This is a genomic window from Maritalea sp. S77 (assembly GCF_049801075.1).
GTDB lineage: Bacteria > Pseudomonadota > Alphaproteobacteria > Rhizobiales > Devosiaceae > Maritalea.
This window is the reverse complement of the sequence record NZ_JBNAGG010000001.1, coordinates 1,255,100-1,277,972: the sequence shown is the minus strand read 5'-3', so window position 1 is coordinate 1,277,972 and position 22,873 is coordinate 1,255,100. Positions and strand designations below refer to the sequence as shown.

General features: G+C 50.9%; 22 protein-coding genes. 11 read left to right on the top strand and 11 right to left on the bottom strand.

From position 1 onward, the window contains the following. Position 1: 1 nt before the first annotated feature. The 3 genes from ACP15Y_RS06135 to ACP15Y_RS06125 all read right to left on the bottom strand — a co-directional run bounded on the left by ACP15Y_RS06135 (position 2) and on the right by ACP15Y_RS06125 (position 5,686). A complete protein-coding gene (locus tag ACP15Y_RS06135; RefSeq protein WP_424982118.1) occupies positions 2–760 on the bottom strand; it encodes a TIGR02186 family protein in 759 nt (252 codons plus the stop codon). Further along, positions 760–1,695 carry a sulfite exporter TauE/SafE family protein gene (locus ACP15Y_RS06130; RefSeq protein WP_424982117.1) on the bottom strand — a complete coding sequence of 312 codons (936 nt, stop codon included), beginning with the start codon at positions 1,693–1,695 and terminating at the stop codon, positions 760–762. Before ACP15Y_RS06130 ends, ACP15Y_RS06135 begins: the two co-directional genes overlap by 1 nt. Before the next feature lie 142 nt (positions 1,696–1,837). Beyond that, positions 1,838–5,686 carry a peptidoglycan-binding protein gene (locus tag ACP15Y_RS06125; protein ID WP_424982116.1) on the bottom strand — a complete coding sequence of 1,283 codons (3,849 nt, stop codon included), beginning with the start codon at positions 5,684–5,686 and terminating at the stop codon, positions 1,838–1,840. Positions 5,687–5,957: 271 nt separating this feature from the next. On the opposite strand from ACP15Y_RS06125, the gene ACP15Y_RS06120 reads away from it, so the two are divergent. From ACP15Y_RS06120 to ACP15Y_RS06100, 5 genes are all read left to right on the top strand, one after another. Further along, positions 5,958–6,389, top strand: coding sequence for a MerR family transcriptional regulator (locus ACP15Y_RS06120; RefSeq protein ID WP_424982115.1), 432 nt, complete (start codon positions 5,958–5,960; stop codon positions 6,387–6,389). A 100-nt stretch (positions 6,390–6,489) separates the two neighbouring features. Next, a complete protein-coding gene (locus tag ACP15Y_RS06115) occupies positions 6,490–7,149 on the top strand; it encodes a response regulator (protein WP_424982114.1) in 660 nt (219 codons plus the stop codon). 69 nt (positions 7,150–7,218) lie between these two features. Further along, positions 7,219–7,536, top strand: coding sequence for an NIPSNAP family protein (locus ACP15Y_RS06110; protein WP_424982113.1), 318 nt, complete (start codon positions 7,219–7,221; stop codon positions 7,534–7,536). Then, on the top strand, positions 7,533–7,859 hold the full coding sequence (locus tag ACP15Y_RS06105) for an antibiotic biosynthesis monooxygenase family protein (RefSeq protein WP_424982112.1): 327 nt from the start codon (positions 7,533–7,535) through the stop codon (positions 7,857–7,859). The genes ACP15Y_RS06110 and ACP15Y_RS06105 overlap by 4 nt, the downstream gene beginning before the upstream one ends. A gap of 182 nt (positions 7,860–8,041) precedes the next feature. Then, a complete protein-coding gene (locus tag ACP15Y_RS06100; RefSeq protein WP_424982111.1) occupies positions 8,042–10,627 on the top strand; it encodes a DUF2339 domain-containing protein in 2,586 nt (861 codons plus the stop codon). Positions 10,628–10,651: 24 nt separating this feature from the next. Here the strand turns inward: ACP15Y_RS06100 and ACP15Y_RS06095 are convergent, their stop codons facing one another. From ACP15Y_RS06095 to ACP15Y_RS06085, 3 genes are all read right to left on the bottom strand, one after another. Continuing rightward, positions 10,652–12,247 (bottom strand): ATP-binding response regulator, encoded by a 1,596-nt coding sequence (locus tag ACP15Y_RS06095; RefSeq protein ID WP_424982110.1) that lies wholly within the window; start codon positions 12,245–12,247, stop codon positions 10,652–10,654. Between the two features lie 343 nt (positions 12,248–12,590). Continuing rightward, entirely contained in the window at positions 12,591–12,806 is a 216-nt protein-coding gene (locus ACP15Y_RS06090; protein WP_424982109.1) for a hypothetical protein, read from the bottom strand. A 26-nt stretch (positions 12,807–12,832) separates the two neighbouring features. After that, on the bottom strand, positions 12,833–12,991 hold the full coding sequence (locus ACP15Y_RS06085) for a hypothetical protein (RefSeq protein ID WP_424982108.1): 159 nt from the start codon (positions 12,989–12,991) through the stop codon (positions 12,833–12,835). Positions 12,992–13,008: 17 nt separating this feature from the next. Between ACP15Y_RS06085 and ACP15Y_RS06080 the strand changes: the two genes are divergently transcribed. Then, entirely contained in the window at positions 13,009–13,767 is a 759-nt protein-coding gene (locus tag ACP15Y_RS06080; protein ID WP_424982107.1) for a DUF3800 domain-containing protein, read from the top strand. A 124-nt stretch (positions 13,768–13,891) separates the two neighbouring features. On the opposite strand, the gene ACP15Y_RS06075 is transcribed toward ACP15Y_RS06080, so the two are convergent. Beyond that, positions 13,892–14,860, bottom strand: a complete 969-nt coding sequence (locus tag ACP15Y_RS06075) for an IS1595 family transposase (protein WP_424982106.1) — start codon at positions 14,858–14,860, stop codon at positions 13,892–13,894. Positions 14,861–15,156: 296 nt separating this feature from the next. Between ACP15Y_RS06075 and ACP15Y_RS06070 the strand changes: the two genes are divergently transcribed. Beyond that, positions 15,157–15,795, top strand: a complete 639-nt coding sequence (locus tag ACP15Y_RS06070; protein WP_424982105.1) for a response regulator transcription factor — start codon at positions 15,157–15,159, stop codon at positions 15,793–15,795. A 159-nt stretch (positions 15,796–15,954) separates the two neighbouring features. Further along, positions 15,955–16,368 carry an ACT domain-containing protein gene (locus tag ACP15Y_RS06065; protein ID WP_424982104.1) on the top strand — a complete coding sequence of 138 codons (414 nt, stop codon included), beginning with the start codon at positions 15,955–15,957 and terminating at the stop codon, positions 16,366–16,368. 4 nt (positions 16,369–16,372) lie between these two features. On the opposite strand, the gene hemA is transcribed toward ACP15Y_RS06065, so the two are convergent. The 4 genes from hemA to ACP15Y_RS06045 all read right to left on the bottom strand — a co-directional run bounded on the left by hemA (position 16,373) and on the right by ACP15Y_RS06045 (position 19,227). Then, the gene (gene hemA, locus ACP15Y_RS06060) at positions 16,373–17,653 is read right to left on the bottom strand and encodes a 5-aminolevulinate synthase (RefSeq protein WP_424982103.1); all 1,281 of its coding nucleotides are present in this window, start codon (positions 17,651–17,653) and stop codon (positions 16,373–16,375) included. 227 nt (positions 17,654–17,880) lie between these two features. Continuing rightward, a complete protein-coding gene (locus ACP15Y_RS06055; protein WP_424982102.1) occupies positions 17,881–18,099 on the bottom strand; it encodes a helix-turn-helix domain-containing protein in 219 nt (72 codons plus the stop codon). A 9-nt stretch (positions 18,100–18,108) separates the two neighbouring features. Next, a complete protein-coding gene (locus tag ACP15Y_RS06050) occupies positions 18,109–18,642 on the bottom strand; it encodes a DUF2975 domain-containing protein (RefSeq protein WP_424982101.1) in 534 nt (177 codons plus the stop codon). 120 nt (positions 18,643–18,762) lie between these two features. Continuing rightward, positions 18,763–19,227 (bottom strand): TspO/MBR family protein, encoded by a 465-nt coding sequence (locus ACP15Y_RS06045; RefSeq protein ID WP_424982100.1) that lies wholly within the window; start codon positions 19,225–19,227, stop codon positions 18,763–18,765. A 118-nt stretch (positions 19,228–19,345) separates the two neighbouring features. Between ACP15Y_RS06045 and ACP15Y_RS06040 the strand changes: the two genes are divergently transcribed. The 3 genes from ACP15Y_RS06040 (at position 19,346) to pcp (ending at position 22,866) form a co-directional block, all read left to right on the top strand. Beyond that, positions 19,346–20,599 (top strand): Mur ligase family protein, encoded by a 1,254-nt coding sequence (locus ACP15Y_RS06040; protein ID WP_424982099.1) that lies wholly within the window; start codon positions 19,346–19,348, stop codon positions 20,597–20,599. Between the two features lie 153 nt (positions 20,600–20,752). Next, complete coding sequence (locus ACP15Y_RS06035) at positions 20,753–22,207, top strand: NAD-dependent succinate-semialdehyde dehydrogenase (protein WP_424982098.1); 1,455 nt, start codon at positions 20,753–20,755, stop codon at positions 22,205–22,207. 8 nt (positions 22,208–22,215) lie between these two features. After that, entirely contained in the window at positions 22,216–22,866 is a 651-nt protein-coding gene (pcp, locus tag ACP15Y_RS06030; protein WP_424982097.1) for a pyroglutamyl-peptidase I, read from the top strand. The last annotated feature ends 7 nt before the right edge of the window (positions 22,867–22,873 follow it).

The window sequence follows — 22,873 nt, the reverse complement described above, 5'->3', positions numbered from 1 at the left end:
ATTATCTCCTAAATACAACCCCACTCAACCAACCGGTGAATATGGCTAGGATGACGCAAACCACGCCATAAAGCAAAGAATATTCTTTCGCGCTGTTCGCAACAAACCGTTCAAATCCGACCGTACGCACCGTGAAGCGCTGCGGGGCATTGTCGATCAACTGCCCTTCTTGAAACACATATGTGTTTGCCAAATAGGTGCCGTTGGGCACATGGGCGGGCAAAGCGATGCGGGCCGAGAAAAATGTGTCCGACAGGAACTGCACCCCATGCTCGTCCAACGAGTAAAGCCCGCGCTTTTTCATCAGGCGAATAAGCTCTTGCGCGAATGGATCAGTGTTCTGCGTGCGGCGCACCGGGCGAATGTGCGGGGCGCTGTCAAAGGCCAATCCGGCGACGCTTAGCACGCCAGGATCAGCGATCTTTTCAAGTGGCGCGCTGGACACCAAAGCGAAGTAAGACGGAAAGCCTTCAAATGCTTCTTGCTCGCCATTCAGCCAAATGCCTGCTTGCCGCGTTTTTTTGCGTGCCACATATGTGCCAGATGGCCCCTTGATGGAAATCACAATATTATAATTATTGGTCACTTGCTCAGCACTGCCGCCAACATCTGGTTCGATGGTGCCAAAAATGGTGATCGTGTCACCAGCAAAGTTTGAGCTGATGGACACCACGGGCTCAGATGTCGACATCACCAAGCGTTGTGCGGAGGCTTCAATCGTGACTGCAGCAAGCGTGAGAAGGGCAAGAAGCAACCGCATTAGCCACCTCCCACGCTGGTCATCACGGCAACCGAGAATGGGTCGCTTGGGGTGAGCAACAATGACAATGCAAAGCGCAGCGCAACCGCCAAAACGATAATGGCCAGCAATGCCCGCAACTGATCACCACGCAGATATTGGCCGGCGGAAACGCCAAATTGTGCGCCAATTACAGAGCCAGTCATCAGCGTGAAGGCCAAAACGATATCCACTGTCTGTGAATTAACAGCGTGCAATATGGTGGTGGCCGCCATAATCGCCAACACTTGCAGTAGCGACGTACCGATAACGATGGAGCCGGGCACGCGCAGCAGATAAATCAGCGCAGGCACAAGAATAAAGCCGCCGCCAATGCCAAGCAAAGAGCCCAAAAAGCCAATGCTGCCGCCAATCAGGATCACAGGAAAGATCGAAACATAAAGGTTGGAGCGCTTAAAGCGAACACGCATGGGCAGCCCATGCACCCAGTTATGTTTGCCGGGCAATTTGGTTGGCGGGCCGTTGCCTTGCTGCCGATGTTTGATGATCGACCGCACGGCTTCCACCAGCATCAGGCTGCCGATGGAGCCCAAAAAGATCAAATAGCCAAGTGAAATCACAAGGTCGAGCTGGCCGGCTTCGCGCAATTGGCCAAATGTCCAAACGCCTAAGAAGGCACCGCAGACGCCAGAAACGATCAGAAATAGAGCCAATTTCAAATCGATGCCGCCGCGCCGCCAATAAGAAAGGGCGCCCGAGGTGGACGCCGCAACAACTTGGCCGGTAACTGAAGCAACGGCGACTGGTGCGGGGATGCCAGAAAAGATCAGCATGGGGGTGAGCAGAAAACCGCCACCTACGCCAAATAGGCCAGATAAAAAGCCCACAGCGCCCCCCAAACCAACCAGCATAAACAGGTTGAGCGAGAGTTCAGCAATGGGCAAATAAAGCTGCACGAGACCGCGATCCTAAAATTCGATGCACACCCAATTGGTGATTTGATGTGCGCCCGGTGTAGGCCGCGCTACAACCGGCTGTCAATCGGTGAGAACCAAGTTTTGGTTCGAATTTTCTAATCCATGGCCTTTTGGCGCAAAATTATATCGGTTGGCTGCTCAAAATCGCCATCAAACGAGGATTGATGGTGCCACTTTCATTCATGCCAAGCGCACGTTCAAAGCCGCGAATAGCATCTTCTGTTTTTGGTCCCATCACGCCATCAGGTTGACCAACAGAGAAGCCAAGCTTCATCAGAGCAGATTGCACACCCAACACAACTTCTTTCTTGTCGATGGATGGGCCAGGATCAAATTCAGGGTCCCAAGTGCCGATCGGCGCATAGTTTGAACCGAGCGCAACTTCTTCGGGTTGCCAATTGGCCAATTGCTCTTTCAAAATTTGCATTTGTGCAGGATCGATAGAGCGCGCCACATCATCGCGTGCGCCTTTTGCGTCTTGGTCGCCCTGCATCGCGGCAAGTGCGAACCAGAAGTAAGACTGGTTCAAATCTTGCTCGACGCCAAGACCGCGTGCAAACAACATGCCCAGATTGAACTGGCTATCAACCACGCCTTGGTCCGCCGCGCGCTGGAACCAAACGCCAGCTTTGCTGAAATCTTGCTGGCTTTCATCAGCAGACGCATAAAGCGCTGCGAGATTGTGCATCGCCATCCGATTGCCGTTCTCGGCCGCGCGCTTATACCATTCTTTTGCCTGCTCAATATTCTGTGGCACGCCAATGCCATGCTCGAAAGCGGCTGCCAATCGATATTGCGCTGGGGCATAGCCTGCCGCTGCAGCATGTTCAAACCACTTGCTCGCAGCTTGTGAATCTTTCGGAACGGCTTGACCTTCCATCAAAATGGCACCCATTTCGAATTGCGCGCGTACGTCGCCTGCCGCTGCAGCCATTCGCAGCCCTTCAGGGCCAACTTCTGGCACAAGCGCTTCAAGCGCTGCCTTTGTTGGCTCTGGCGAAATAGAGGCGGTGGTCAATTGCTGATCCACAGCCTGCTGTTGTGGTGCAACAAGGCCAACATTTTGATTGGCCAAATTATTCTGGTCTGTCAGCGCAGCCAATTCGCCTACCTCAACAGCGGAGGATTGCGCCATATCGATTTGGCGCGGCATCGCCGCATCGCTAAGTGACGACATTTCAGCTTCAGCTGGTTCAGTGATAGCAGGTGCACCACCACTAGCTTGGTTGCCGCTCGAATTGGTGTTCTGATTGATCAGGTTTGCGGTCATGGCGATAATCGCCAAGATTGATGCACCCAACAAGATCGGTTGACGGTTACGGCTCAAGAAGCTTTCTTTGCCTTCATCTTCGTCCAACTCATCATCTTCGGCATCGCGATAATCTGGTTGGCCATCAAGCGCAATGCTGTGCTCATCGTCAAATGCACTCTTTGGGCGTTCAATCTCTTCCGCAGCCGGTGCTTCCGGTGTCTCGTCTTTTTGTTTGCTGCCAAAAGGCATCATGAACCGCTTGCGGCGCTGTTCAGCCGCCACTTCCATTTCAGCCGCATCGTCTTCCATATCAGCGCTGGCGGCATGCAAATGGTTTTCGCCTGCGCTCAGCCGGTCAGACTTCGCTGCGCTATCCACATGTGTGGGGGCGGGCGTTTCAACTTCGGCCTTTTCGTCCTTGCCCGCCTTGATGCGGGCGAAAGCGCGGCCCAACAAGCTGGTGGTTTGCTCAGGCGTGTCATTCTTGGCCACGGCAGCGCTGCGGGCAGCGGCGATAAAGCTTTGCCGCGCATGATTCACAGTGTCGTTCTGCCCTTGCCCTTCATTGGCGCGCAGCTCGCGGTCTGAGAAATCATCAGCAGACGGCGCAGGCGCATCAGCCATTGTCTGGGCCAACGGCGCGGGGGCATCGTCGAAATCGCTAAGTGAACGAGGACCATCATTGAAGTCAGACGGTGCGCTGTCGAACGAGGAGCGCGGCTGAGGCACGTCTTCATGCATTTCTTCAGCTTCTGGCGCCGTTGCCTCGTCTAAGCTGGTTGCTTCCATTGGCGAAGGTTCTGCCAAAGGCGGCACTTCTTCGTGTTGGCCATAGCCAAATGAAGGTTCAGCCTCTGTTTCTTGTTCCTGTGAGAACTGAGCATCACTGCTCTCTTCTCCACCCAACTCGGCGAGGCCAAGTCCAAAAGATTGGTTGTCTTCTGCTGGTTCGTCCGCACCAATGGCTTGCTCAAAAGATGGTGATGCCTGTTCGTACTCATCTTGAGGAGCTGCTTCAGGCGTCCGAGGCATCTCTGGCGCTTCGACTTCGGCTGCTGCATCCCATGCTGCGAAATGATCATCGCGATCTGGGGCAGGTGTCGGCTCTGCCATCGGCAAAGGTGCCATGGCTTGCGGCGCGGCCTGCGCGGACGCAGCATGTAAACGGCTATCAAGCGCGTCAAGTTGCTCCGCCAAGCGCACCTCAATGGCGCGAAGCCCATCCAGGTCAATTGAAGGTGCTTCAGCAGTATGAGGCTGCTCTGTCGCGCTGCGCAAAGCCTGAATAGCGTCAACAATTCGGTCTTCCATGCCTTTTAAGCTCTGGAAGAAATTATCGGTTGGTGCATTGGGGGTGTGCTGTGTTTGATCAATGGCGTCAATGGCAGCATTTAGCCGATCTTCCATTGCGTTTAGCGCGCCCAACACATCTTCATTGTCTTGCGCTGAATGCATCTGTGCGGGCGCATCGCGCACCGCATCCAAACTCGAAATCGCATCGTTCAAACGTTGTTCGATGGCGTGCAATTCACTCAAGTCAGGCTGTGCAGGCTCCATTGGAGCTTGCGCTAGATTTTCCTGTAGCCCTTCAAGGCGCGCTTCAATTGAATCGAAGCGCGGTTCGAACGCACCAGTGACATCCGAGCGAACACCTTGCATTTCGCGGCGAATATGATCGGTCACGCGTGTAGAATGCTTGTCATCCAAAACCGAGATGCGGTCGCCAATTTCCTGCAACTGCGCATAAATCTCAGGTAGCTTTTGCCCCATGGATTCTTCTTGCAAATGGCCAACCGCGCTGGCGATGCCTGCAACTGAGCGGGCAATCGTGTCCAGCTCTTTTGATGGAGCAGCCGCTGTGCGCTCTAACGTGTCCAGGCGCTCATATAAATTGTGAATACCATTCTCCAAGCCATCGAGATTAATCGCAGGGGGCTGGTTGGTTTCGCGAAACTCTTCGAATTGCGCCAACTGCTTAATTTGAATTTCCGCAAGCCGTTCAGTTGACTTCATCAACTGATCAAGCTGCTGTCCCATATCAGCGAGGGCTGGGTCGCTATGACGATCCATAAGATCGCCCAGCGCACTGATGCGCTTTTCGATCTGTGCAAAATTTGCGCTGAATTGCTGCGGATCATTTTTCAAGTTTTGGTTTGCCAGATCGCGCACGCTGCGGTGTAGCCCTTCCATCGCCTGCATAATCTCGCGCGCATAGGCTGGCGGATCTTGTGGCATATGCTGTTGCTGCTGCATGGGCGCAGGGGCAGGCGTAGGCGCGGGGCGATTGTCCTGCCGCGGCGCTGCGGGGCGAATTTGGCCCTGACGCGCCCGAATTTGCGCAACTGCACGGTCAAGGCGCGAGCCAACAGGTTCGCTATCATCATGACGCATGGTGCTGCGGGTTATGTTTTGCTTGCGGCCCATCCGCGCGACAGCAGATTGCACATGGCGCAGCGCGTCTTGCCGACGTGGGTCTTGATGACCAGTATCCTGATGCATGAAATGTTGCGCACCATCATCAGTGCCATAGCGGCGCACGGGTTCGAGATAGTCCTGCCGGGTATCGTTTTGGTGATGATGCTCATATTCTGCGATTTGCCCATGCACCTGATCCAGCAAACCTTCCAACTCGCCCTTAAGGGCATCCCACTCATTCGATTGAGCGTGGCTGGGTTGGTAGCTTGGGTGTTTTGGCGTAGGGAACCGGCGGTTTGGCATCTTCTATCCATATCGCGTGCAGGCAAATCAACACGCATGTTTGAGTTCTCGAACGCCCTTACCTTTTAACATCCTTGGTAAAGAAGCTGTTAATTTGGGCCAAATTTCGCCGCATATTGAGAAAATTCACTGATTTTTGGTAGATTTTCATCACTTCTGGGGGCAGGGGCAACAAGTGTTTGTTAAGATTTTCCCGTCATGCCATAAAGGAGCAGAAGCTGAAAACTGGCCAGTTTCAAAAAGGCCAGAGTAAACCGAACAGGCCCAAACCATGTCGAGTTCAATGCGCGAAATGACCCAAGATGCCCAAAATCTCGCCGGATATGTATATACTATTGGCGATTTGGCGGACTTTTTTGGCATTACCCATCGCGCGTTACGCTTCTATGAAGATAAGGGCATGCTTAAGCCCAAACGCGTTGGGCAAAAGCGACTATATTCCAAAAAAGACCGCACCAAACTGCGCCTGATTTTGAACGGCAAGCAGATCGGTATGACCATACGCGAAATTCAAGATTTCTTGGAAAGCTATGAATTGCGCGATGGCAACGAGCGGCAAATGCGCGAAGCGCTCAACAAAATTCGATCGCAACGCTTGCTGCTCAAACAACGGCGTGAATCCATCGAGATGAGCTTGGCGGAGCTGGAACGGGTTGAGCAAATTATTGCTGGCATGGTGGATGCTGGACTGACCGATGATTAAGCATTTAATGACAGATGAGTGACAAGCTGACCAAAAGGCGACTTGTTTGCCAAGAAAATGTCAGTTAAACCAAAATAATCGGGACCAACCGGATAAGTAAATGGCACAAACGCGCATCATTATCGCCGACGATCACCCGCTGTTTCGTGCAGCTTTGCGGCAAACCATTGAAACACATTATGGCAACGCTCTGATTGAGGAAGCTGGCGATATCGAAGCCCTGACGGGACTTTTGGAAAAAAGTCGCGACTGCGACTTGGTGTTGTTGGACTTGGCCATGCCCGGCGTACGTGGCTTTTCAGGCCTTTTGCTGGTGCGGGCGCAATATCCTGACATTCCGGTGATGATTGTTTCGGCGAGCGACGATCAGCAAACCATGTCCCGCTCAATTGATCTTGGCGCTTCCGGCTTTTTGCCAAAATCAACCAATGCAGATGCAATCCAAGCATCCATGAAAACGGTGTTGGATGGCGGCATTTGGGTGCCAGATGGGTTCACCTTCGATGATGCACAAGCTGAGATCGCCGAATATACCAAGCGTCTCTCAACCCTCACACCACAGCAAGTGCGCGTGTTGATGATGCTCTCTGACGGGTTGATGAACAAGCAAATCGCTTATGAATTGAGCGTATCTGAAGCGACAGTGAAGGCCCACGTTTCGGCCATTTTGCAAAAACTGAATGTAGATAGCCGCACCCAAGCGGTGATTGTGGCATCAAAGCTTGAGCAAGGCCAAATCGAAGCGGTTGCTGGCGCTTAGACAGTTCGACCGTAAACGAACCATCCAACGCTGCGAACCCGCTAAGGTTTCCTTTGAAAAGGAGACCTTATGATTACTTGCTTTATTCAATATCAAATCGACCCCACCAAGAAGGCGCAGTTTGAACAATATGCACGCAATTGGGGCGAAGCCATTCCCCGTTGCGGCGCGGATTTGATCGGCTATTTTGCTCCCCATGAAGGCTCAACCAGCCTCGCCTATGGTGTCTATTCAATCGAAAGCCTTGCAGCTTATGAGGCTTATCGTGCCCGTCTGGCCACTGATCCACAGGGGCAGGAGAACTATCAGTTTGCGCAACGTGAAAAGTTCATTCTGAAAGAAGAGCGCACCTTCCTAAAATTGGCCTCGGCGGGGGAGCAAAAATGATTGCCGTGATCTTTGAGGTGCAGCCCAAGCCTGCCCATGCGCACACCTATTTTGATATCGCTGCGGACCTGAAGGCAGAGCTTGAATTGATCGACGGCTTTATCGGTGTGGAGCGTTTTGAAAGTCTGACTGAAAAAGGCAAGTTTCTCTCGCTTTCCTTTTTTAAGAACGAGGAAGCCGTCGCGAAATGGCGCACCCATGCCCAACATCGCGACGCGCAAACGCTTGGCAAAGATGAGCTATTCGCTGGCTATCGCATTCGGGTGGCGCAAACTGTGCGTGACTATGGCCATGGGGTGCTGGCGCCAACCTCATCCTCTTGACTCCTAACCCAAAAACTTGGCAGCTATGACACTCATTTATTAGCGCTTTGGTTTTTATGTTTGAGCTTCTATTTCTTGTCGGTTTCCTGATCATCATTTTTAGTCATGTTCGCTCAAAGCGAAACGAGCAGGAGATAAAATCTCTTCAACAACGCCTCGTGCAGCACAAGGCTGAGATAGAGATGCTCAAAAACCGCACGTCCCATCTGGCGCAAGAAGAAGCTGAGGCCGGTGCGGCGCCAGATGTGAAGGGTGTTGAAGAAACACGCAACGAGGCGGTCGCGATAAAGGAAGCCTCTGAGCAACCCACGCCGCCGCCATCGACTGCGCCAGAGGAAGCTGCAGAAACTCCAGGGTGGCCCTATCAACGGCCTATGCCTGCGCCGCTTTCGTTTGGTAAAAGCAAAGTGGAAGAACCCACGGCGCCCAAAAAGCGCGTCAAAGAAGGGCCAAGCTTTTTTGATCGGGCGCTCGCAAATTTTAAGGCCAATTGGGTGATTTGGCTGGCCGCCTTATCTCTGGCGCTTGGTGGGCTTTACTTCATTCAATATAGCATTGAAAACAACCTAATTCCGCCAAGCGTTCGGTTGGCCATCGCAGCGTTGTTCGGCTTCGCTTTATTGATCTTCGCCAACCATTTGCGTTCAAAGCCTTTTGCCGAGCTGCATGGATTTTATTCAGTACCCGCAGCATTTGCAGGGGCCGCGCTGGCGATCCTATTTGGCACCGCTTTGGCCACACACATGCTCTATGGCTACACAGAAGGCTTGTTGGCATTCGGCTCTATTGCTGGCGTGGCCGTCGCTGCCATCGGTTTGGGTTTGCGCTTCGGGCCAATTGTGTCGGTAGTCGGTGTGCTCGGTGCATTCGTCTCGCCATTGCTGGTGACCGGCGGGACCCTATCGCCAACCATGATCATATACCTCCTATCCGTATTTTTGGCCGCACTTTTGGTTGAACGGGTGCAAAAATGGATTTGGCTTTCAGCGATCGCCACTGTCCTCGCATTGCTTTGGATCTTGCCACTTCTCAGCCTGGATGGGGAAGGACTTTGGCTATCGATCTATCTCAGCGTCATTGCGCTTTCAGTGATCTGCATACCTGCCTTCAACTTGCCGCCAAAATGGCAAGATACATCTGTGTTGAATGTGCCGAATTTGCTGCAGCTCTCAAAGTCCTATCCTACCGTCTTGGCGGTTTTGGGCGCTGGCTTCAGCATTTTGGTCATTGCATATCTGCCGATCAACGGGCAGATCGAAAGCATAGCGCAATCAACCAGCTTGATCCTATTCGCATTCTTCGCGATTTACATATGCACACGCGCCCAAAATCTAGACCAGCTCGCGGCGATAATTGGTTTCGCATTGCTTGTCGTGATCGACGACAATAACCAGAGTTCCCTATTTAGTCAGTCAGGTGCGGCGGCAAGTCTGTTTCTGATTATCCTGCCAGCGATATTCTATTATGCCGCAGCTTTTGTTCGCGCACCTTCATCAGCGCGACCCAAATATTGGATGGTGCTTGCGGCGCTGTTCCCAACATTGTTTGTGATGCTGCAAACTTCAAACTTGCAACGCTACAATCTCTTGTCCAATCAGGGCGAGCTGATGGCCTTGATGTTGCTCGCATTTACCTACATTGCGGGCATGGCTGCCTTGTTGGCGCGCAAAACGCAGCGTGGAAAATTTGGCGCAGACATGTTCGCCATTGCAGCGCACCTCACGGCACTCACTATGCTGGCCAGTCGCATCGAGGCGGATTGGTTGCCGCATTTGTTCGCTGCACTTTCGATCACCCTTATGGGATTAGCGATCCGCTTTGATTTGAAATTTTCACGCTATCTGGCAAATGGTTTTGTGGGCATGTCTTTGCTTAGCGCGGCAACATTGCTTTATCCCGAATTGCTTTGGGATGCGAGTATCGGCCAGATGCTCACCGCATTGCTGTCGTTGGTGGCGCTTTGTGCGGCTGGCTATGCCATCACGCGCAACAGCAAATATCGAATTGGTTACGAGAGCTATGGCCTGTTTTTGATCGCGTTGATTGTTGCGGGCTTTATCCTGAAAATGATGCAGCCCCGGCCAGATGAGTTCAACTTTTTCAGCTTGAGCTTAATGGCTTGTGCCGCCAGCATTCTAGCAGCAACGCAATATGCCTATGCAGTGGCGAGCGAGGGCATCCTGCGAAAAATTCGCATGTCCATGGCCACCTTCTACGCTGTGATTAGCGGGGCAAATATGCTCGTTTCGCTCCTCTCGGCGCCGTTATTCGGCAGCGTACCCATCATAGGCCCATTCCCACTCGATAACATCATGTTGGCGTATGGCCTGCCCATGTTGGTCATTTATGGTCTTTATAAAACCGTTTTGGGTGAAGATTTACGTGAAAAAATGCTTGTCCACTATCCCCTGACAGGGCTGGCTCTTTTTGTGATGATCCAAGAAGTGCGCCATTTCTGGCACGGCAATCTAATCAGCTTTGAGCGCGGCTTTGTTACGGGCGAACTTTATACCTACACGGTGATGTTGATGGCGCTAACATTCTTCTTTGTTGGTCAAGCGGTGTTGAAGAAAAATGAGAATTTAAAACGCATGGGGCTGATCTTTGCTGGCTGCACCGCCGCAAAAGTGTTTTTGGTGGATACATCCGGCATGGAGGGCATTGCCCGCGCCACCATCATGGTGCTTTTGGGCTTCTCCCTCGCCGCAATTTATTGGTTGCTGCAGGTGAGCTTCAAATCCAATGAGGAAACAGAAGGCGCGAGCTAATGCGAAAGATAGAGCGGGCTGCGCCTAACTTAGGCGCGACATCAGAGCTCTCAGTGCAGCAGGCTTTAGCGGTTTCGGCAGCACTGAAACATTGCGCTCTTCAGCCAAGGTTTGCACCTGTGTGCTGCGGTCGGCAGTGATCAAAATGGCAGGCAAATGGCCGCCCACCGTTTGCCGCAGCCATTGAATTGCATCAAGGCCGGAGGATTGGTCCAAGTGATAATCCATCAGCACCAAATCCGGCACCCAGCCTTCCAACAAATTTGCCTGCGAGATATCTTTAAGCGAGCGCGCCACGCGCACATCACATCCCCAGCCCTGCAAAAGCGCCTGCATGGCCTCCAAAATATCCGGCTCGTTATCAACGCATAAAATCTGCTTGCCGGTCACCGAGCTGCTCAACGGTGCATTTGTATGTTGTGCGGCTTGCGGTAGCGGAATTTCAGCGGATGGGGGCAGATAAATCGAAAAGCGCGATCCACGACCGGGCACGCTATCCAGTTCCACATCCAGCTTTAGCGCCTGCCCAAATCGTTGCACGATGGAAAGGCCAAGGCCCAAGCCTTGTGCAATTCGGGCGCCGGGTTCCAGCCGCGAAAACTCGGTGAAGATCAACGAATGTTGGTCTTTGTCGATCCCAATTCCATTGTCGATCACATCAAGTCGAATGCGATTGCCTCGCTTGCGACAACCCACCAAAACCGCGCCGCCTTCTGCTGTATATTTAATAGCATTGGATACAAGGTTTTGCAGCACCCGTGCCACCATGCGTCGATCCGTGCTCACTGTTGCATCGGCACCAACCAACCGCAGTTGAATGTTTTTGGCCGCGGCAGCAGGTTCAAATTCCACCTTCACCTTTTTAAGCAGTTCGCGGATGGAGAAAGCTGAATAGGCTGGCTTTATCGCGCCGCTATCTACACGCGAAATATCCAAAAGTGCCGACATGATCTCTTCGACAGCAACCAGTGAATCATCAACATTTGCGGCCAAACGGGCCAAATCGCTGCCATGGGCGCGCTCCACCATGGTTGACGTATAAAGCCGCGCCGCATTTAATGGCTGTAAAAGATCGTGGCTGGCGGCAGCAAGAAAACGGGTTTTGTCCAAATTGGCGGCATCCGCTTTGGCGCGGGCGCGTTCCAATTCTGTATTGAGATGGGTGAGGGCCTTTGTGCGTTCTTGAACCCGCTTCTCAAGGCTCTGGTTCACCTGCGCCAAGGCGCGTTCCGCCTCTACCCGAGCCGAGATGTCATTGTAGCTGATCACAAGTCCATCATTGGGCAGGCGGTGTGTCCGTACCTCCAAATATTGGCCCTTCGGTCCCGAACGTTCCAAATGGCCTGACTTGTTTTGCTCGATATCGTCTAACCGACTCTGCGCCAGCGTTTCAATATCGCCCTCGCCAAAGTCACCGCGTTCCGCAAGGTGGCGCACAATGTCCGTCAATGCGGTGCCGGCCTTACATAGGGCAGGCGGCAAATCCAAAATGGTTTGAAATTGATCGTTGGATACATCCAGTGCGCGCTGTTGGTTGAACACAGCGATGCCCTGCCCAAGATGCTCCACTGCCAAACGCAATGCGGTTTCATCGCATTTGTGATTCTCATGTTCCGCCATGCGCACTCCAAAACTCTTTGGCGCAATTTATAGCCCATTCATCTTAAAGGAAAAAGACCGACGAAAGGGCAAGTGCAACCGACAGCCTCGACATTGGTTCAATTCCCAAATTGCAACTTGAATACAATTAAAGGTTGTGTTATCGATATAGGAAAATAAAGGCGATTATTCATTTGACAAACCCAAATTAGAATCGGGTATTATTCTCGAATTCAGCAAAAAAGGAATTCGAGAAATGGGATATAATCTCTTCATTGCGTACGATCTAATGTCGCCCGGCCAAAGCTACACCGAAGTGAGTGATCGAATAAAACAGCTTGGCGATTGGCATCAGTTTCAACTCTCACTCTTTTACGTCCATACCAGCAGCAGCCCCGCCGAGGCTTACGCCCATGTTGCGGGCGCTATAGACTCCAACGACAGACTTGCTGTCATTGAGGCTACGAGCGGAGTCGTCACGAATTGGGATCAACCGCCCATCGATGCTATAAACGCCATTTGGCATAGGCCTTAATGTGAACCTTTCGGCGTTACCGTCACCGGAAATCGGTTTGAACATTGTACTTTCTCCATAAAAAAACCCGCCTATTTGGCGGGTTTGTTGTCTTTGTCTTTTTTTGCCGGGGGCGGCGATTTCGCTATCTTCTTTAGCTTTCTGTCGAATGCATCCTCGTCTTTACTGCATCCAATTTCCTGCGCAACGGCGATGAATTTAGCGTATTGATTGTTGTGTTTAGCACTCATAGTTTTAAACTACCCTCATGAATAAAATTTGTATAGACCAGCCTTATGCATTTTTTGTAGACGAGTCGGGAATCACCAAGGACAGGTTTACAGTTGTTGGCGGCGTTTGTGTGGCCAAAGAGGGTGCAAAAGTAGCGTACAACTCGATTCAGAAGTACCGAGACAAGTTCGGAATGCACGCCGAATTGAAGTGGTCTAAAGTATCGAATCACAAGCAAATTGAATACGAAGCCTTGGTGGATTTGTTTTTCGCATTGAACAATAATAACCGGATACAGTTTCACGCCATAGTTTTTGATAACCACACATGGAACCATAAAGAGTTCAACGGTGGTGATAGAGACGTGGGACTCTCAAAACTGTACTATCAGCTAGTATACCACCAATTTGTCAAGCGATGTTACAGTCGTGGCAATTTGTCAGTCTGCCTAGATCGTAGAAATAGCAGCACTTCCCTGCATGACTTCCGCCGCATGATAAACGCGCAAGCTAAGAAAGACTTTGGTATACATCACGACCCATTGAGCGTGTTGGTTGCCCAGGATTCTAAAAAAGACGACCTGCTGCAACTGAATGATGTAATTCTCGGTGCTGTTTGTGCGGCGAGAAACGGACGACATCTTTTAGCTGGCGGCAAATCGTCCAAACGAGAAATTGCGAACAAAGTCCTCACATCGTCTGGATTAACCGATTTTTCGGTCAATAGTATGCCAAAGGTAAACAGGTTTACTATTTGGAATTTTCAAAGTGCTCATAAAAAAAGTAGGGCCGACTAGATCTACGTCCGAAACGGATTACGCATTTAGCGTTCTCTTAACATCATTAAGATTTTCAACCTAGAATGACCCTACTCACAAACTATACATCTTTGCCCCATTTGACTCAAGTTATTTGTTTGTGCTAGGTGGCCTTTTGCGAATCAGGCCCTTGATATGTCAATCGCTTGCCAACCACACCCAATAGTGCATTTTTTGCACGTTCTTTATCATCAACACCCAGCTTCACACGGTTATTATAACGGAAATCAAATTCCGCAAGATAGCGATGCAAGTGCTTTTCACTGCAATGCTGATAAACACCCTTCATGCCGCGTTTGAAGATAGAAAACACGCCTTCAACTGTGTTTGTATAGGCTTCGCCCTGCACATATTCATTTACAGAGTGATTGACTTTATCATGACGGGCAAATTCGGTGCCGATCTGCGTATAAAGGCGGCTTTCGTCTGTGTTCAGAACTGTTTCATTGTGTACGTTAGCGGCAACGATTTGGCTCACGTTAGTTTTTGTTGCGCGATCAACGTGGAAGGAACGGACATTGCCGCCACGCTCTACCAACGCAACAACTGCGCGCTTACTGGCTAAACCAGACTTGCCGCGTTTAGTGCGCTTTGTTACCACTTCTTTATCGCCAAAATATGTCTCGTCGGCTTCAACTGTTTTGCCGCTGCCACCCAACGGTGCCAATTCGCCAGAACGCATTGCTTCACGAATGCGGTGCGCCAAAAACCACGCTGTTTTGTACTGCACTTCCAAAACGCGGTGCAATTGATGGGCGCTAATGCCTTTTTTGCTGGAAACCATCAAATAGATTGCTTGCAGCCACTTATGAAGCGGTAGGTGGCTTTCCTCAAAGATAGTGCCAATTCGTACTGTGAACTGTTTGCGGCACTGGCCGCACTTCTTTAAGCCATGACGAACCACGCCTTCGGGGTTCTTCTTAGAAGGCTTAGTGCGAACATTCTTCAATGCGTAAATGCGCTCTACACCGCCACAATGGGGGCAAATAGGATTATTATCCCAGATGATAGACTCCACATGCTCAAATGCAGCTTCTTCATCGTGAAAATATTTAGCGCTTAGTACAGACATCGTTGTTTCTCCTAGGCTTTTAACCTAGCAAAACATCATGGGTTTGTCAAATACATAATCGCCAAAATAAACCTATAGAGGAAATTAATCATTAAATCCGGAGAAATACCTACGAATATAAACCTAGATATTTGTCCGATCTGTTAATCAAAATCTGAGCAAGCATAATTGCGCATATAGCGATGTTCCGTATTTTAAAGCATTGAATTCATACTTTTTTCTATATTGGGGTAAAACACAATGGTGACAAAACCTACTTCGCTTAAACAAGCATTTTTTCCTAGAGGCTTGGCGCGATGACCAGCACAATCTATTATCCCAATGCTTTAAACCGTGATTTGATGGTGAAAATCGTAGATGCAGACCCGGCCACCTGCGAAGCGCTCGGTGTTCTGTTCCGTCTCGAAGGGTTTCAAACCAGTGCTTCTACCAGCGTTGCTGAATTCCTCGCCTCGATAGAGCGCAAGCTACCTGACGTGGTGATCATCAATATGACGGTTGGGGAAGAGGACACGCTACCAACGGTGGCACGCTTCAAAAATATGCGCACGGGTGCGCCCATATTCATGCTGACGGAATCACAAAATATCGGCGGTGCTGTCGACGCTATGAAGGTGGGCGCGGCGGACGTAATCACCAAACCCATAGATACTGAACATTTGGTGCGGTCTGTGCGTCAGGCGCTTCAACGCAATGTGCATATTGGTGCGGTTCAATCTGGTTCCCATCGGCCAGTTGAAGTACGCGGCTTTAGTCAGCTCACCCCGCGGGAGCGCGAGGTGCTGCAATTGATCACCAATGGCCAATCCAACAAAGAGGCTGGCCGCGAACTCGGCATTTCCCCCAGAACCATCGAAGTGCATCGCGCACGGGTGATGGAAAAACTAGGCGCACGCAACACAGCCGATTTGGTGCGCATTGTCTTGACCAGTTGATCTTGCTTCCTCTCGACTGATCTCAACTGGCGGTCCTGTTAAAGGGCCGCCCTTTTTTTCTTGCGCTTTCGACATTGTGTTTTTAAGTTTGATCTGTGGGACGACCCACCGCTGAACTTTCCTTCAGGACGACCTGACCCAATTGAAAGCGGAGGTATCATGTCCGATCAATCCACCAATGGCGAAACCGATTTGAACAAATTGCTGGCAGAAATGACGCCGCAATTGGATGAGCAGATTTGGGTTTTCCTCAGCCTAAAGGCGCGTGATGCGGCGCTGGAGGAAAAGGCGTTGCTGCGTTTTGATGAGGAGGAGGGGGCGACTTACATCCTCAAAGAAGCGGATGCGAAAGGCTATGACGCAACATTTCGCTGCCGGCGCATCACGCTGCAAATTCACTCGGCTTTAGAGGCAGTTGGATTTTTGGATGCCATCTCGACCGCGCTAGCGCTCAATGGGATTAGCTCAAATGTGGTCTCGGCATTTTACCATGACCATTTGTTTGTGCCGATTGAGAAAACGGCACAAACCATGTCGGTGTTAAAGGCGCTGAGTGCGTCCGCGCGGGAGTGAGGGGTTAGCCACCAATCGTCGGCAGCACCAAATCCCCTGAATTGAGCGCTTGGGCGGTCAATTGCGAGGTGTCGATGTTTTTCGGCAAGCCAAGCACATCCCACACCTGCAACAAGGCATCGCGCAATTCAAAGATCATCTCATCATTGTGCAACGGTGTTGGGGTGATCCGCAGCCGCTCTGTGTCTTTCGGCACAGTTGGGTAGTTGATCGGCTGAATATAGATATTGTGCTTTTCCAAAAGCATATCGCTGGCCGCTTTGCAGCCGCGTGCTTCACCCACAATCAGTGGCACAATATGCGTTTCAGTTGGCATCACCGGCAGGCCCGCTTCGGTCAAAATTTCTTTTGTCCGCTGCGCCTGGCGCTGTTGACCTTCACGCTCAACACTGGATTGCTTCAAATGATCGATTGATGCACGTGCCGCGGCGCAAAGCGCAGGCGGCAAAGCAGTGGTGAAGATAAATTCAGACGCATAAGAGCGCACCGCATCCACAATCGGCTGGCTCGCAGTGATATAGCCGCCCATCACGCCAAAAGCTTTGGCCATGGTGCCTTCAATAATATCAATGCGGTCCATCAAGCCTTCGCGTTCGCAAATGCCTGCGCCGCGGGGGCCATACATGCCAACTGCATGCACTTCATCGATGTAAGTGAGGGCGTTAAACTCTTCCGCAAGATCGGCAATCTGCTCAATCGGAGCAACATCGCCATCCATAGAGTAAACTGATTCGAACACGATCAATTTCGGACGATCTCTGCCAGCCGCTTCCAACAATTCGCGCAAATGCGCCATATCGTTGTGGCGGAAAATTTTCTTCTCCATGCCAGACTGGCGTACACCAGCAATCATGGAGGCGTGGTTCAACTGGTCAGAAAGCACCAAGCAATTTGGGATCAGTCGCGCAATGGTCGAAATCGCCGCTTCGTTGGACACGAAACCTGAGGTGAACACCAAAGCCGCTTCTTTCTTGTGCAGGTCAGCGAGCGAACGCTCAAGCTCAACCAGCGGGCGGTTTGTGCCAGAAATATTGCGGGTGCCACCGGCGCCAGCGCCGAGCTTGCCTGCAGTTTCCTGCATGGCGGTGATCACTTTATCATTCTGGCCCATGCCCAAATAATCGTTGGAGCACCAAATCGTGATTTCCCGCGCGTTGTCTGCCGCATCGCGGAACACCGCGCGTGGAAACTTGCCCGCAACCCGTTCCAAATCAGCAAATACACGATAGCGTTTTTCACGACGTAGTGTGTCGATGGCGTCTTCAAAAAGTCCGCGATAATCCATCAACTCGTCCCCTATTTCTCATGCCCTTGTTGGCCCTTATTCACAAGGCCAACTTAGCCGCAAATTATCATGCAAGCGATCCGGCAACATGACGCAGGTCAATTGATGAGATATTTTTTCGCGACCATATATGCAATAACGCGAACCCGTTAACGATTGCAATTGATTTTGGCTAAAAACCAGCAATCTCCGGGGCCTAATCCATCAAATAGATGTGAGGGAGGACTCTATTCGTCCTCAGATGCAGGCACATATTCGAGCAAATCACCTGGCTGGCACTCAAGCACATCGCAAATCTTGGACAATGTTTCAAACCGCATGCCCTTGGCTTTGCCGGTTTTGATCATCGAGAGATTCTGCTCGGTCAGTTCCACCCGCTCAGACAATGTTTTAAGGCGCATTTTTCGCTTGGCCAGCATCACATCAAGATTTACGACAATGGGCATAAAGCGGGCCTAAACAAATGATTGGTTCTCTTCATAAGCGGTTTTGCCAGCAGCAAAAATGTGCGCCACAACCAGAATCGCCAAGGCAATAAACAAAGCGGTGAAAAACTCTGTGGTCAACCCAAACATAAAAGAGATCTGGTTGGGAATCTGTTGCAAGCGGATATAGGTGACCAAAAATGCACCGCCAAACACTTCATAGCATATCAGTGCTAAATTGGCCCATGCAAAGCGCTGAAAGCCAGCGACAGACTTTTCTGAAAGCCACCGCGCTTGCGCCGCTTCGTCAAATGTTTGCTTCAATCCCATAAAGCCCACCAGAAGGGGTGTGAGATAACCAATGGCAAACAGACCCAAAATCGCACGCATCACCGGGGTGAAATCATCTTTTTGCAGTTCAACATCTGCATTGCCCAGCAAAGACAGTTCGAGCGAGTCGCCGATGGTGACAAAAGCAAAAATCATGGCCGGGATCAGCACTGAGGCGATCACCAGAAAAATGGACAGCGAACGGGCTAAAGTTGAAATTGCGCGCGGCGACATGGTGCACTCCCTAAAGGCTCGAAATTCAACTATTACTTTAATTTTTAAAAGTCAACAATCGGGCGGAAGGCAAAAAATGGCCCGCTAACCAGCGGGCCGTGAGGTGAGGAGGGAGGATGTCTAACCGTTCAAGATGAAAAAGCCAGCATTAAGCGCCGTGGCAAAGCCAATCCATGCCATATAAGGCGCCGCCAGCCAGAAGCTGATCCGGTCACGTGACCAGAGCAAATACATGGTGCCCAGCAGCACAATATCGAGCGCGCTGATATAGATAAGTGCAATACCCAAATTCTGCGCCCCAAAGAAACTAGGCGTCCAAATGGTGTTCAACGCAAATTGCAACGTCCAAAGCGCAATCAATACCGGCTTAAGATGGCTCTGCGGCGCCATCACAATGCGATAAGCAATGGTGGCGATAAAGATGTAAAGGATCGTCCAAACCGGACCAAACAACCACGCAGGCGGCGCAAAGAATGGCTGCTCCAGCGCAAAATAATACGATTGTATCTCCCAAAGCGCCGCACTGCTTGCAGCAACAATGGTGGCCAAATAAAAAATGATCCAGATAAATATCTTGCGTGCCATAATAAACTCACTTTCATTTTATCAACGGCTGGTGCCTGATTTCGGATCATAATGATTGAGATAAGGCACGAATTGACCTAATTCATTGACCCAACATTTTATTTGTCAGGGCCGTTGCATGTCGATCTCGATTAAAAAACTCAATCTTAAGTTGGCCGAGCGGCTTGAGCCATATTATTTTCGAATGGTCAGGGGTTTTGAGCGTTCAAACGCGATCCGCAAGCTGCAAAGTTTGGAGCCTTATACGATAGGAGTTACTGGCAGTTGCGGTAAATCCACCACAACAAAATTGCTGTCTGAATTGTTGGCTGAAGCCTACAATGAAGATGTTTATTCAGGGCTTGGAAACAATACCAAGCGCTGGGTTTATCGTGGATTGCGTAAGCTCGAACGCCCAAATCAAACTTGGGTGCAGGAGATTTCAGGCGGTGAACCTGGCTACCTAGAGTATTTGGTGAATGACATCCCGCTGGATATCGCAATTCTCACAACAATCGGGGGCGATCATATTTCCGCATTTGGTAACGAGCAGGCCATTTTGGATGAGAAATCTAAGCTCATAACTGCGCTAAAGCCAGAAGGCGTCGTGTGCCTAAATATGGATGACAAGCATTTGGCAGGCTTAGTCACGCAGCATAAAAAGCAAAAGAACATCATTACTTATGGCCAGCACAAAGATGCACAAATGCGTGCGGAAATCACAAGTACGGATTGGCAATCGCGCTTGCAATTTGAACTTTTCGTAGGTTCGGAGCAATTCGAAGTTTCGACGAGATTTGTCGGCAGTTTATTGTTGACCAGTATTTTAGGCGCGCTTGCGGCAATCCATGCAAAGGGGTTGCCGTTGAAGCCAGCCGTTGAAAAATTGGCCACGCTCGAACCGATGATGAACCACATGAGTGTTCACCAAACATCAGATGGCCAAACTTATTTGATGGATGCGTTCAAAGCGCCATATTGGGCGACAAAACTATTCGCAACAGATGTTGCCCAAATCAAAAAGGGCAAAACGGTTCTAGTGCTGGGGCAAGTTTCGGACACAGGAAATACCGGCTCTCGTGCCTATCGGCAAATCATTCGTGCTGTTGCGCCGTACTGTGACTTTATCGTCGGCATGGACGGTGCCTTCCGCGCGGCGGAACGTTTGGAACACGAGTTTGATCACTGTCAAATCATTGCCAGCAACGATATTCTGGAAGTTCATCAGCTCTTAGAACAGCATAAAGATGCATTGATCATCGTAAAGTCTGGCCGACGGTCAAAGCTATGGCGTCTCTGGGAAATGGCACAAGCACCAATTGATTGTCACATTATGCCCTGTGATCTTGAGACGGGTTGCCCCCTGTGCCCCAAATTACGCGACAAATCTTGAAAGTGATCCAACCATCAATTTTTGTGACTAAGATATTCAAAATGATCATATAAAACGGCTATTTGATTAATGACACTGATACATTGACGCGCTAGCCTGCCCTCAACATCACAGCATTTTCGCAAGTCAAGCGGACTAAGGGCAGGGGATAGGATGTCGTTCGATCAGGTTTTGAACCAAAAAGCATTTATCAATGGCAATTGGGTTGAAGGCAGTGGCAGTAAACAGTTTGCTGTGACCAATCCAGCAACAGGCGAGACCATTATTGAGGTCAGCGATTGCACTGCGCAAGATGCGGAAAATGCCATTGCTGCAGCCAAAGCCGCCTTTAAACCTTGGGCATCTAAAACCGCAAAAGAGCGCTGTCAAATCATGCGGCGCTGGTTTGAAATTGTAATTGAGCATGAGCAGGAATTGGCCGAACTCCTGTCTACAGAGCAGGGCAAGCCTTTGGCCGAAGCGCTTGGTGAAATCCGCTATGGGGCGGCTTATATTGAATGGTTCGCGGAAGAAGCCCGCCGCACTTATGGTGATATCGTGCCGACGCCAAAAGGTGACGCGCGCGTGTTGGTGATGAAGCAGCCCGTTGGCGTTGTTGCCGCCATTACCCCGTGGAATTTTCCAAATGCAATGATCGCCCGAAAAGCTGCGCCAGCATTGGCAGCTGGTTGCTCAATTGTGATTAAACCGGCGGAAGATACACCCTTATCGGCGCTCGCATTGGCACAGATGGCAAAACTTGCAGGCATTCCTGACGGGGTGATCAACATTGTGCCAACAAGCGATGCGCAGGCGGTTGGCAACGTGCTGACCACGCATGAAGATATTGCGAAAGTGTCATTCACAGGGTCAACTCAAGTGGGGCGCTTGATCATGCGAAATGGGGCTGAAACCATCAAAAAGCTCTCGCTGGAGTTGGGTGGCAATGCCCCTTTCATTGTATTTGACGATGCAGATTTGGATCGCGCAGTTGATGGTGCGGTGACCTCAAAATATCGCAACTCCGGGCAAACATGCGTTTGCGCCAATCGCCTCTATGTACAAGCCGGGATTTACGATGCTTTTGTCGAGAAGTTCAGTGCCAAAGTGGCTGAACTTAAAGTTGGCGGTGCGTTTGAGAGCGATGTGGCGCTTGGTCCATTGATCAATAAAGCGGCCGTGGCGAAAGTGGAGGAGCTGGTGGGTGACGCGATTGACAAGGGCGCAAGCGTAACCATCGGTGCGAACCCAAGCGACAAAGGCGAGTTGTTTTACAATCCGACCATTTTGCGCGATGTCAGCCGCGATGCTAGGGTGTTGCGCGAAGAGATTTTTGGCCCTGTAGCCCCGGTGATCAAATTCGACGACGAAGCAGATGCGATTGCCTTGGCCAATGACTCCGAATTTGGCTTGGCAGGCTATTTCTTCTCTAAAGATTTGGGGCGTGTTTGGCGCGTTGCTGAGGCGCTGGAATGCGGCATTGTTGGCGTAAATGAAGGCGTCACATCCGCCGTGGAAGCCCCGTTTGGCGGCATCAAGCAATCTGGCTTGGGCCGTGAAGGTTCGCACTATGGCCTCGACGACTATCTTGAATTAAAATATGTGCTGATGGGTGGATTGGCTGAATAGGCAAGACAATGAAAATATTGCTGACTGGATTTGAACCCTTTGGAGGTGAGACCTCCAATCCGGCGCAGCAATTGGCCTTGGCGCTGGATGGCGAAACACGTGATGGCGCTGAAATTGTTAGCGCCATTTTGCCTGTCGCACGATTTGAAGCGCTCACGGCTTTGGATGGCCTTCTCGCACAGCACAAACCGGACATGGTGATCGCGCTCGGCGTCGCTGCAGGGCGCGAAGGCATCACGCCAGAGAAGGTTGCCATCAATTTTGATGATTTCCGCATTGCCGACAATAAGGGTCAACAGCCATTAGGCGAGCCGGTTTCTGAGAACGGGCCTACAGCCTATTTCTCAACTTTACCGATCAATTTGATGGTGCAGGAAATGGCGTATTTGGTGCCGACCAATATTTCCTTCAGCGCGGGCACATTTGTGTGCAATCATTTGATGTATGGCCTGCAGCATCGGTGCGCTAATGCCTATCCGCACATTCGATCCGGATTTGTTCATGTGCCGCAAGCAACAGAAAATTTGCCGACTGACAACACTAGCGACATGCCGCATTTGCCACTCGCGCAAATGGCGGAAGCATTAAAGCGCGCCATTTGGGCCGCAGCTGCCCACAAGGGCGACGATATCAAGCTCAATGCCGGCAACACGCATTAATCTGCTT

Excerpts from the sequence above, each read along its gene's own strand:
- ACP15Y_RS06135 (WP_424982118.1), bottom strand. The coding sequence starts at position 760 with ATGCGGTTGCTTCTTGCCCTTCTCACGCTTGCTGCAGTCACGATTGAA.
- ACP15Y_RS06125 (WP_424982116.1), bottom strand. The coding sequence starts at position 5,686 with ATGCCAAACCGCCGGTTCCCTACGCCAAAACACCCAAGCTACCAACCC.
- ACP15Y_RS06120 (WP_424982115.1), top strand. The coding sequence starts at position 5,958 with ATGTCGAGTTCAATGCGCGAAATGACCCAAGATGCCCAAAATCTCGCC.
- ACP15Y_RS06115 (WP_424982114.1), top strand. The coding sequence starts at position 6,490 with ATGGCACAAACGCGCATCATTATCGCCGACGATCACCCGCTGTTTCGT.
- ACP15Y_RS06110 (WP_424982113.1), top strand. The coding sequence starts at position 7,219 with ATGATTACTTGCTTTATTCAATATCAAATCGACCCCACCAAGAAGGCG.
- ACP15Y_RS06105 (WP_424982112.1), top strand. The coding sequence starts at position 7,533 with ATGATTGCCGTGATCTTTGAGGTGCAGCCCAAGCCTGCCCATGCGCAC.
- ACP15Y_RS06100 (WP_424982111.1), top strand. The coding sequence starts at position 8,042 with ATGCTCAAAAACCGCACGTCCCATCTGGCGCAAGAAGAAGCTGAGGCC.
- ACP15Y_RS06095 (WP_424982110.1), bottom strand. The coding sequence starts at position 12,247 with ATGGCGGAACATGAGAATCACAAATGCGATGAAACCGCATTGCGTTTG.
- ACP15Y_RS06090 (WP_424982109.1), bottom strand. The coding sequence starts at position 12,806 with ATGTTCAAACCGATTTCCGGTGACGGTAACGCCGAAAGGTTCACATTA.
- ACP15Y_RS06085 (WP_424982108.1), bottom strand. The coding sequence starts at position 12,991 with ATGAGTGCTAAACACAACAATCAATACGCTAAATTCATCGCCGTTGCG.
- ACP15Y_RS06080 (WP_424982107.1), top strand. The coding sequence starts at position 13,009 with ATGAATAAAATTTGTATAGACCAGCCTTATGCATTTTTTGTAGACGAG.
- ACP15Y_RS06075 (WP_424982106.1), bottom strand. The coding sequence starts at position 14,860 with ATGTCTGTACTAAGCGCTAAATATTTTCACGATGAAGAAGCTGCATTT.
- ACP15Y_RS06070 (WP_424982105.1), top strand. The coding sequence starts at position 15,157 with ATGACCAGCACAATCTATTATCCCAATGCTTTAAACCGTGATTTGATG.
- ACP15Y_RS06065 (WP_424982104.1), top strand. The coding sequence starts at position 15,955 with ATGTCCGATCAATCCACCAATGGCGAAACCGATTTGAACAAATTGCTG.
- hemA (WP_424982103.1), bottom strand. The coding sequence starts at position 17,653 with ATGGATTATCGCGGACTTTTTGAAGACGCCATCGACACACTACGTCGT.
- ACP15Y_RS06055 (WP_424982102.1), bottom strand. The coding sequence starts at position 18,099 with ATGCCCATTGTCGTAAATCTTGATGTGATGCTGGCCAAGCGAAAAATG.
- ACP15Y_RS06050 (WP_424982101.1), bottom strand. The coding sequence starts at position 18,642 with ATGTCGCCGCGCGCAATTTCAACTTTAGCCCGTTCGCTGTCCATTTTT.
- ACP15Y_RS06045 (WP_424982100.1), bottom strand. The coding sequence starts at position 19,227 with ATGGCACGCAAGATATTTATCTGGATCATTTTTTATTTGGCCACCATT.
- ACP15Y_RS06040 (WP_424982099.1), top strand. The coding sequence starts at position 19,346 with ATGTCGATCTCGATTAAAAAACTCAATCTTAAGTTGGCCGAGCGGCTT.
- ACP15Y_RS06035 (WP_424982098.1), top strand. The coding sequence starts at position 20,753 with ATGTCGTTCGATCAGGTTTTGAACCAAAAAGCATTTATCAATGGCAAT.
- pcp (WP_424982097.1), top strand. The coding sequence starts at position 22,216 with ATGAAAATATTGCTGACTGGATTTGAACCCTTTGGAGGTGAGACCTCC.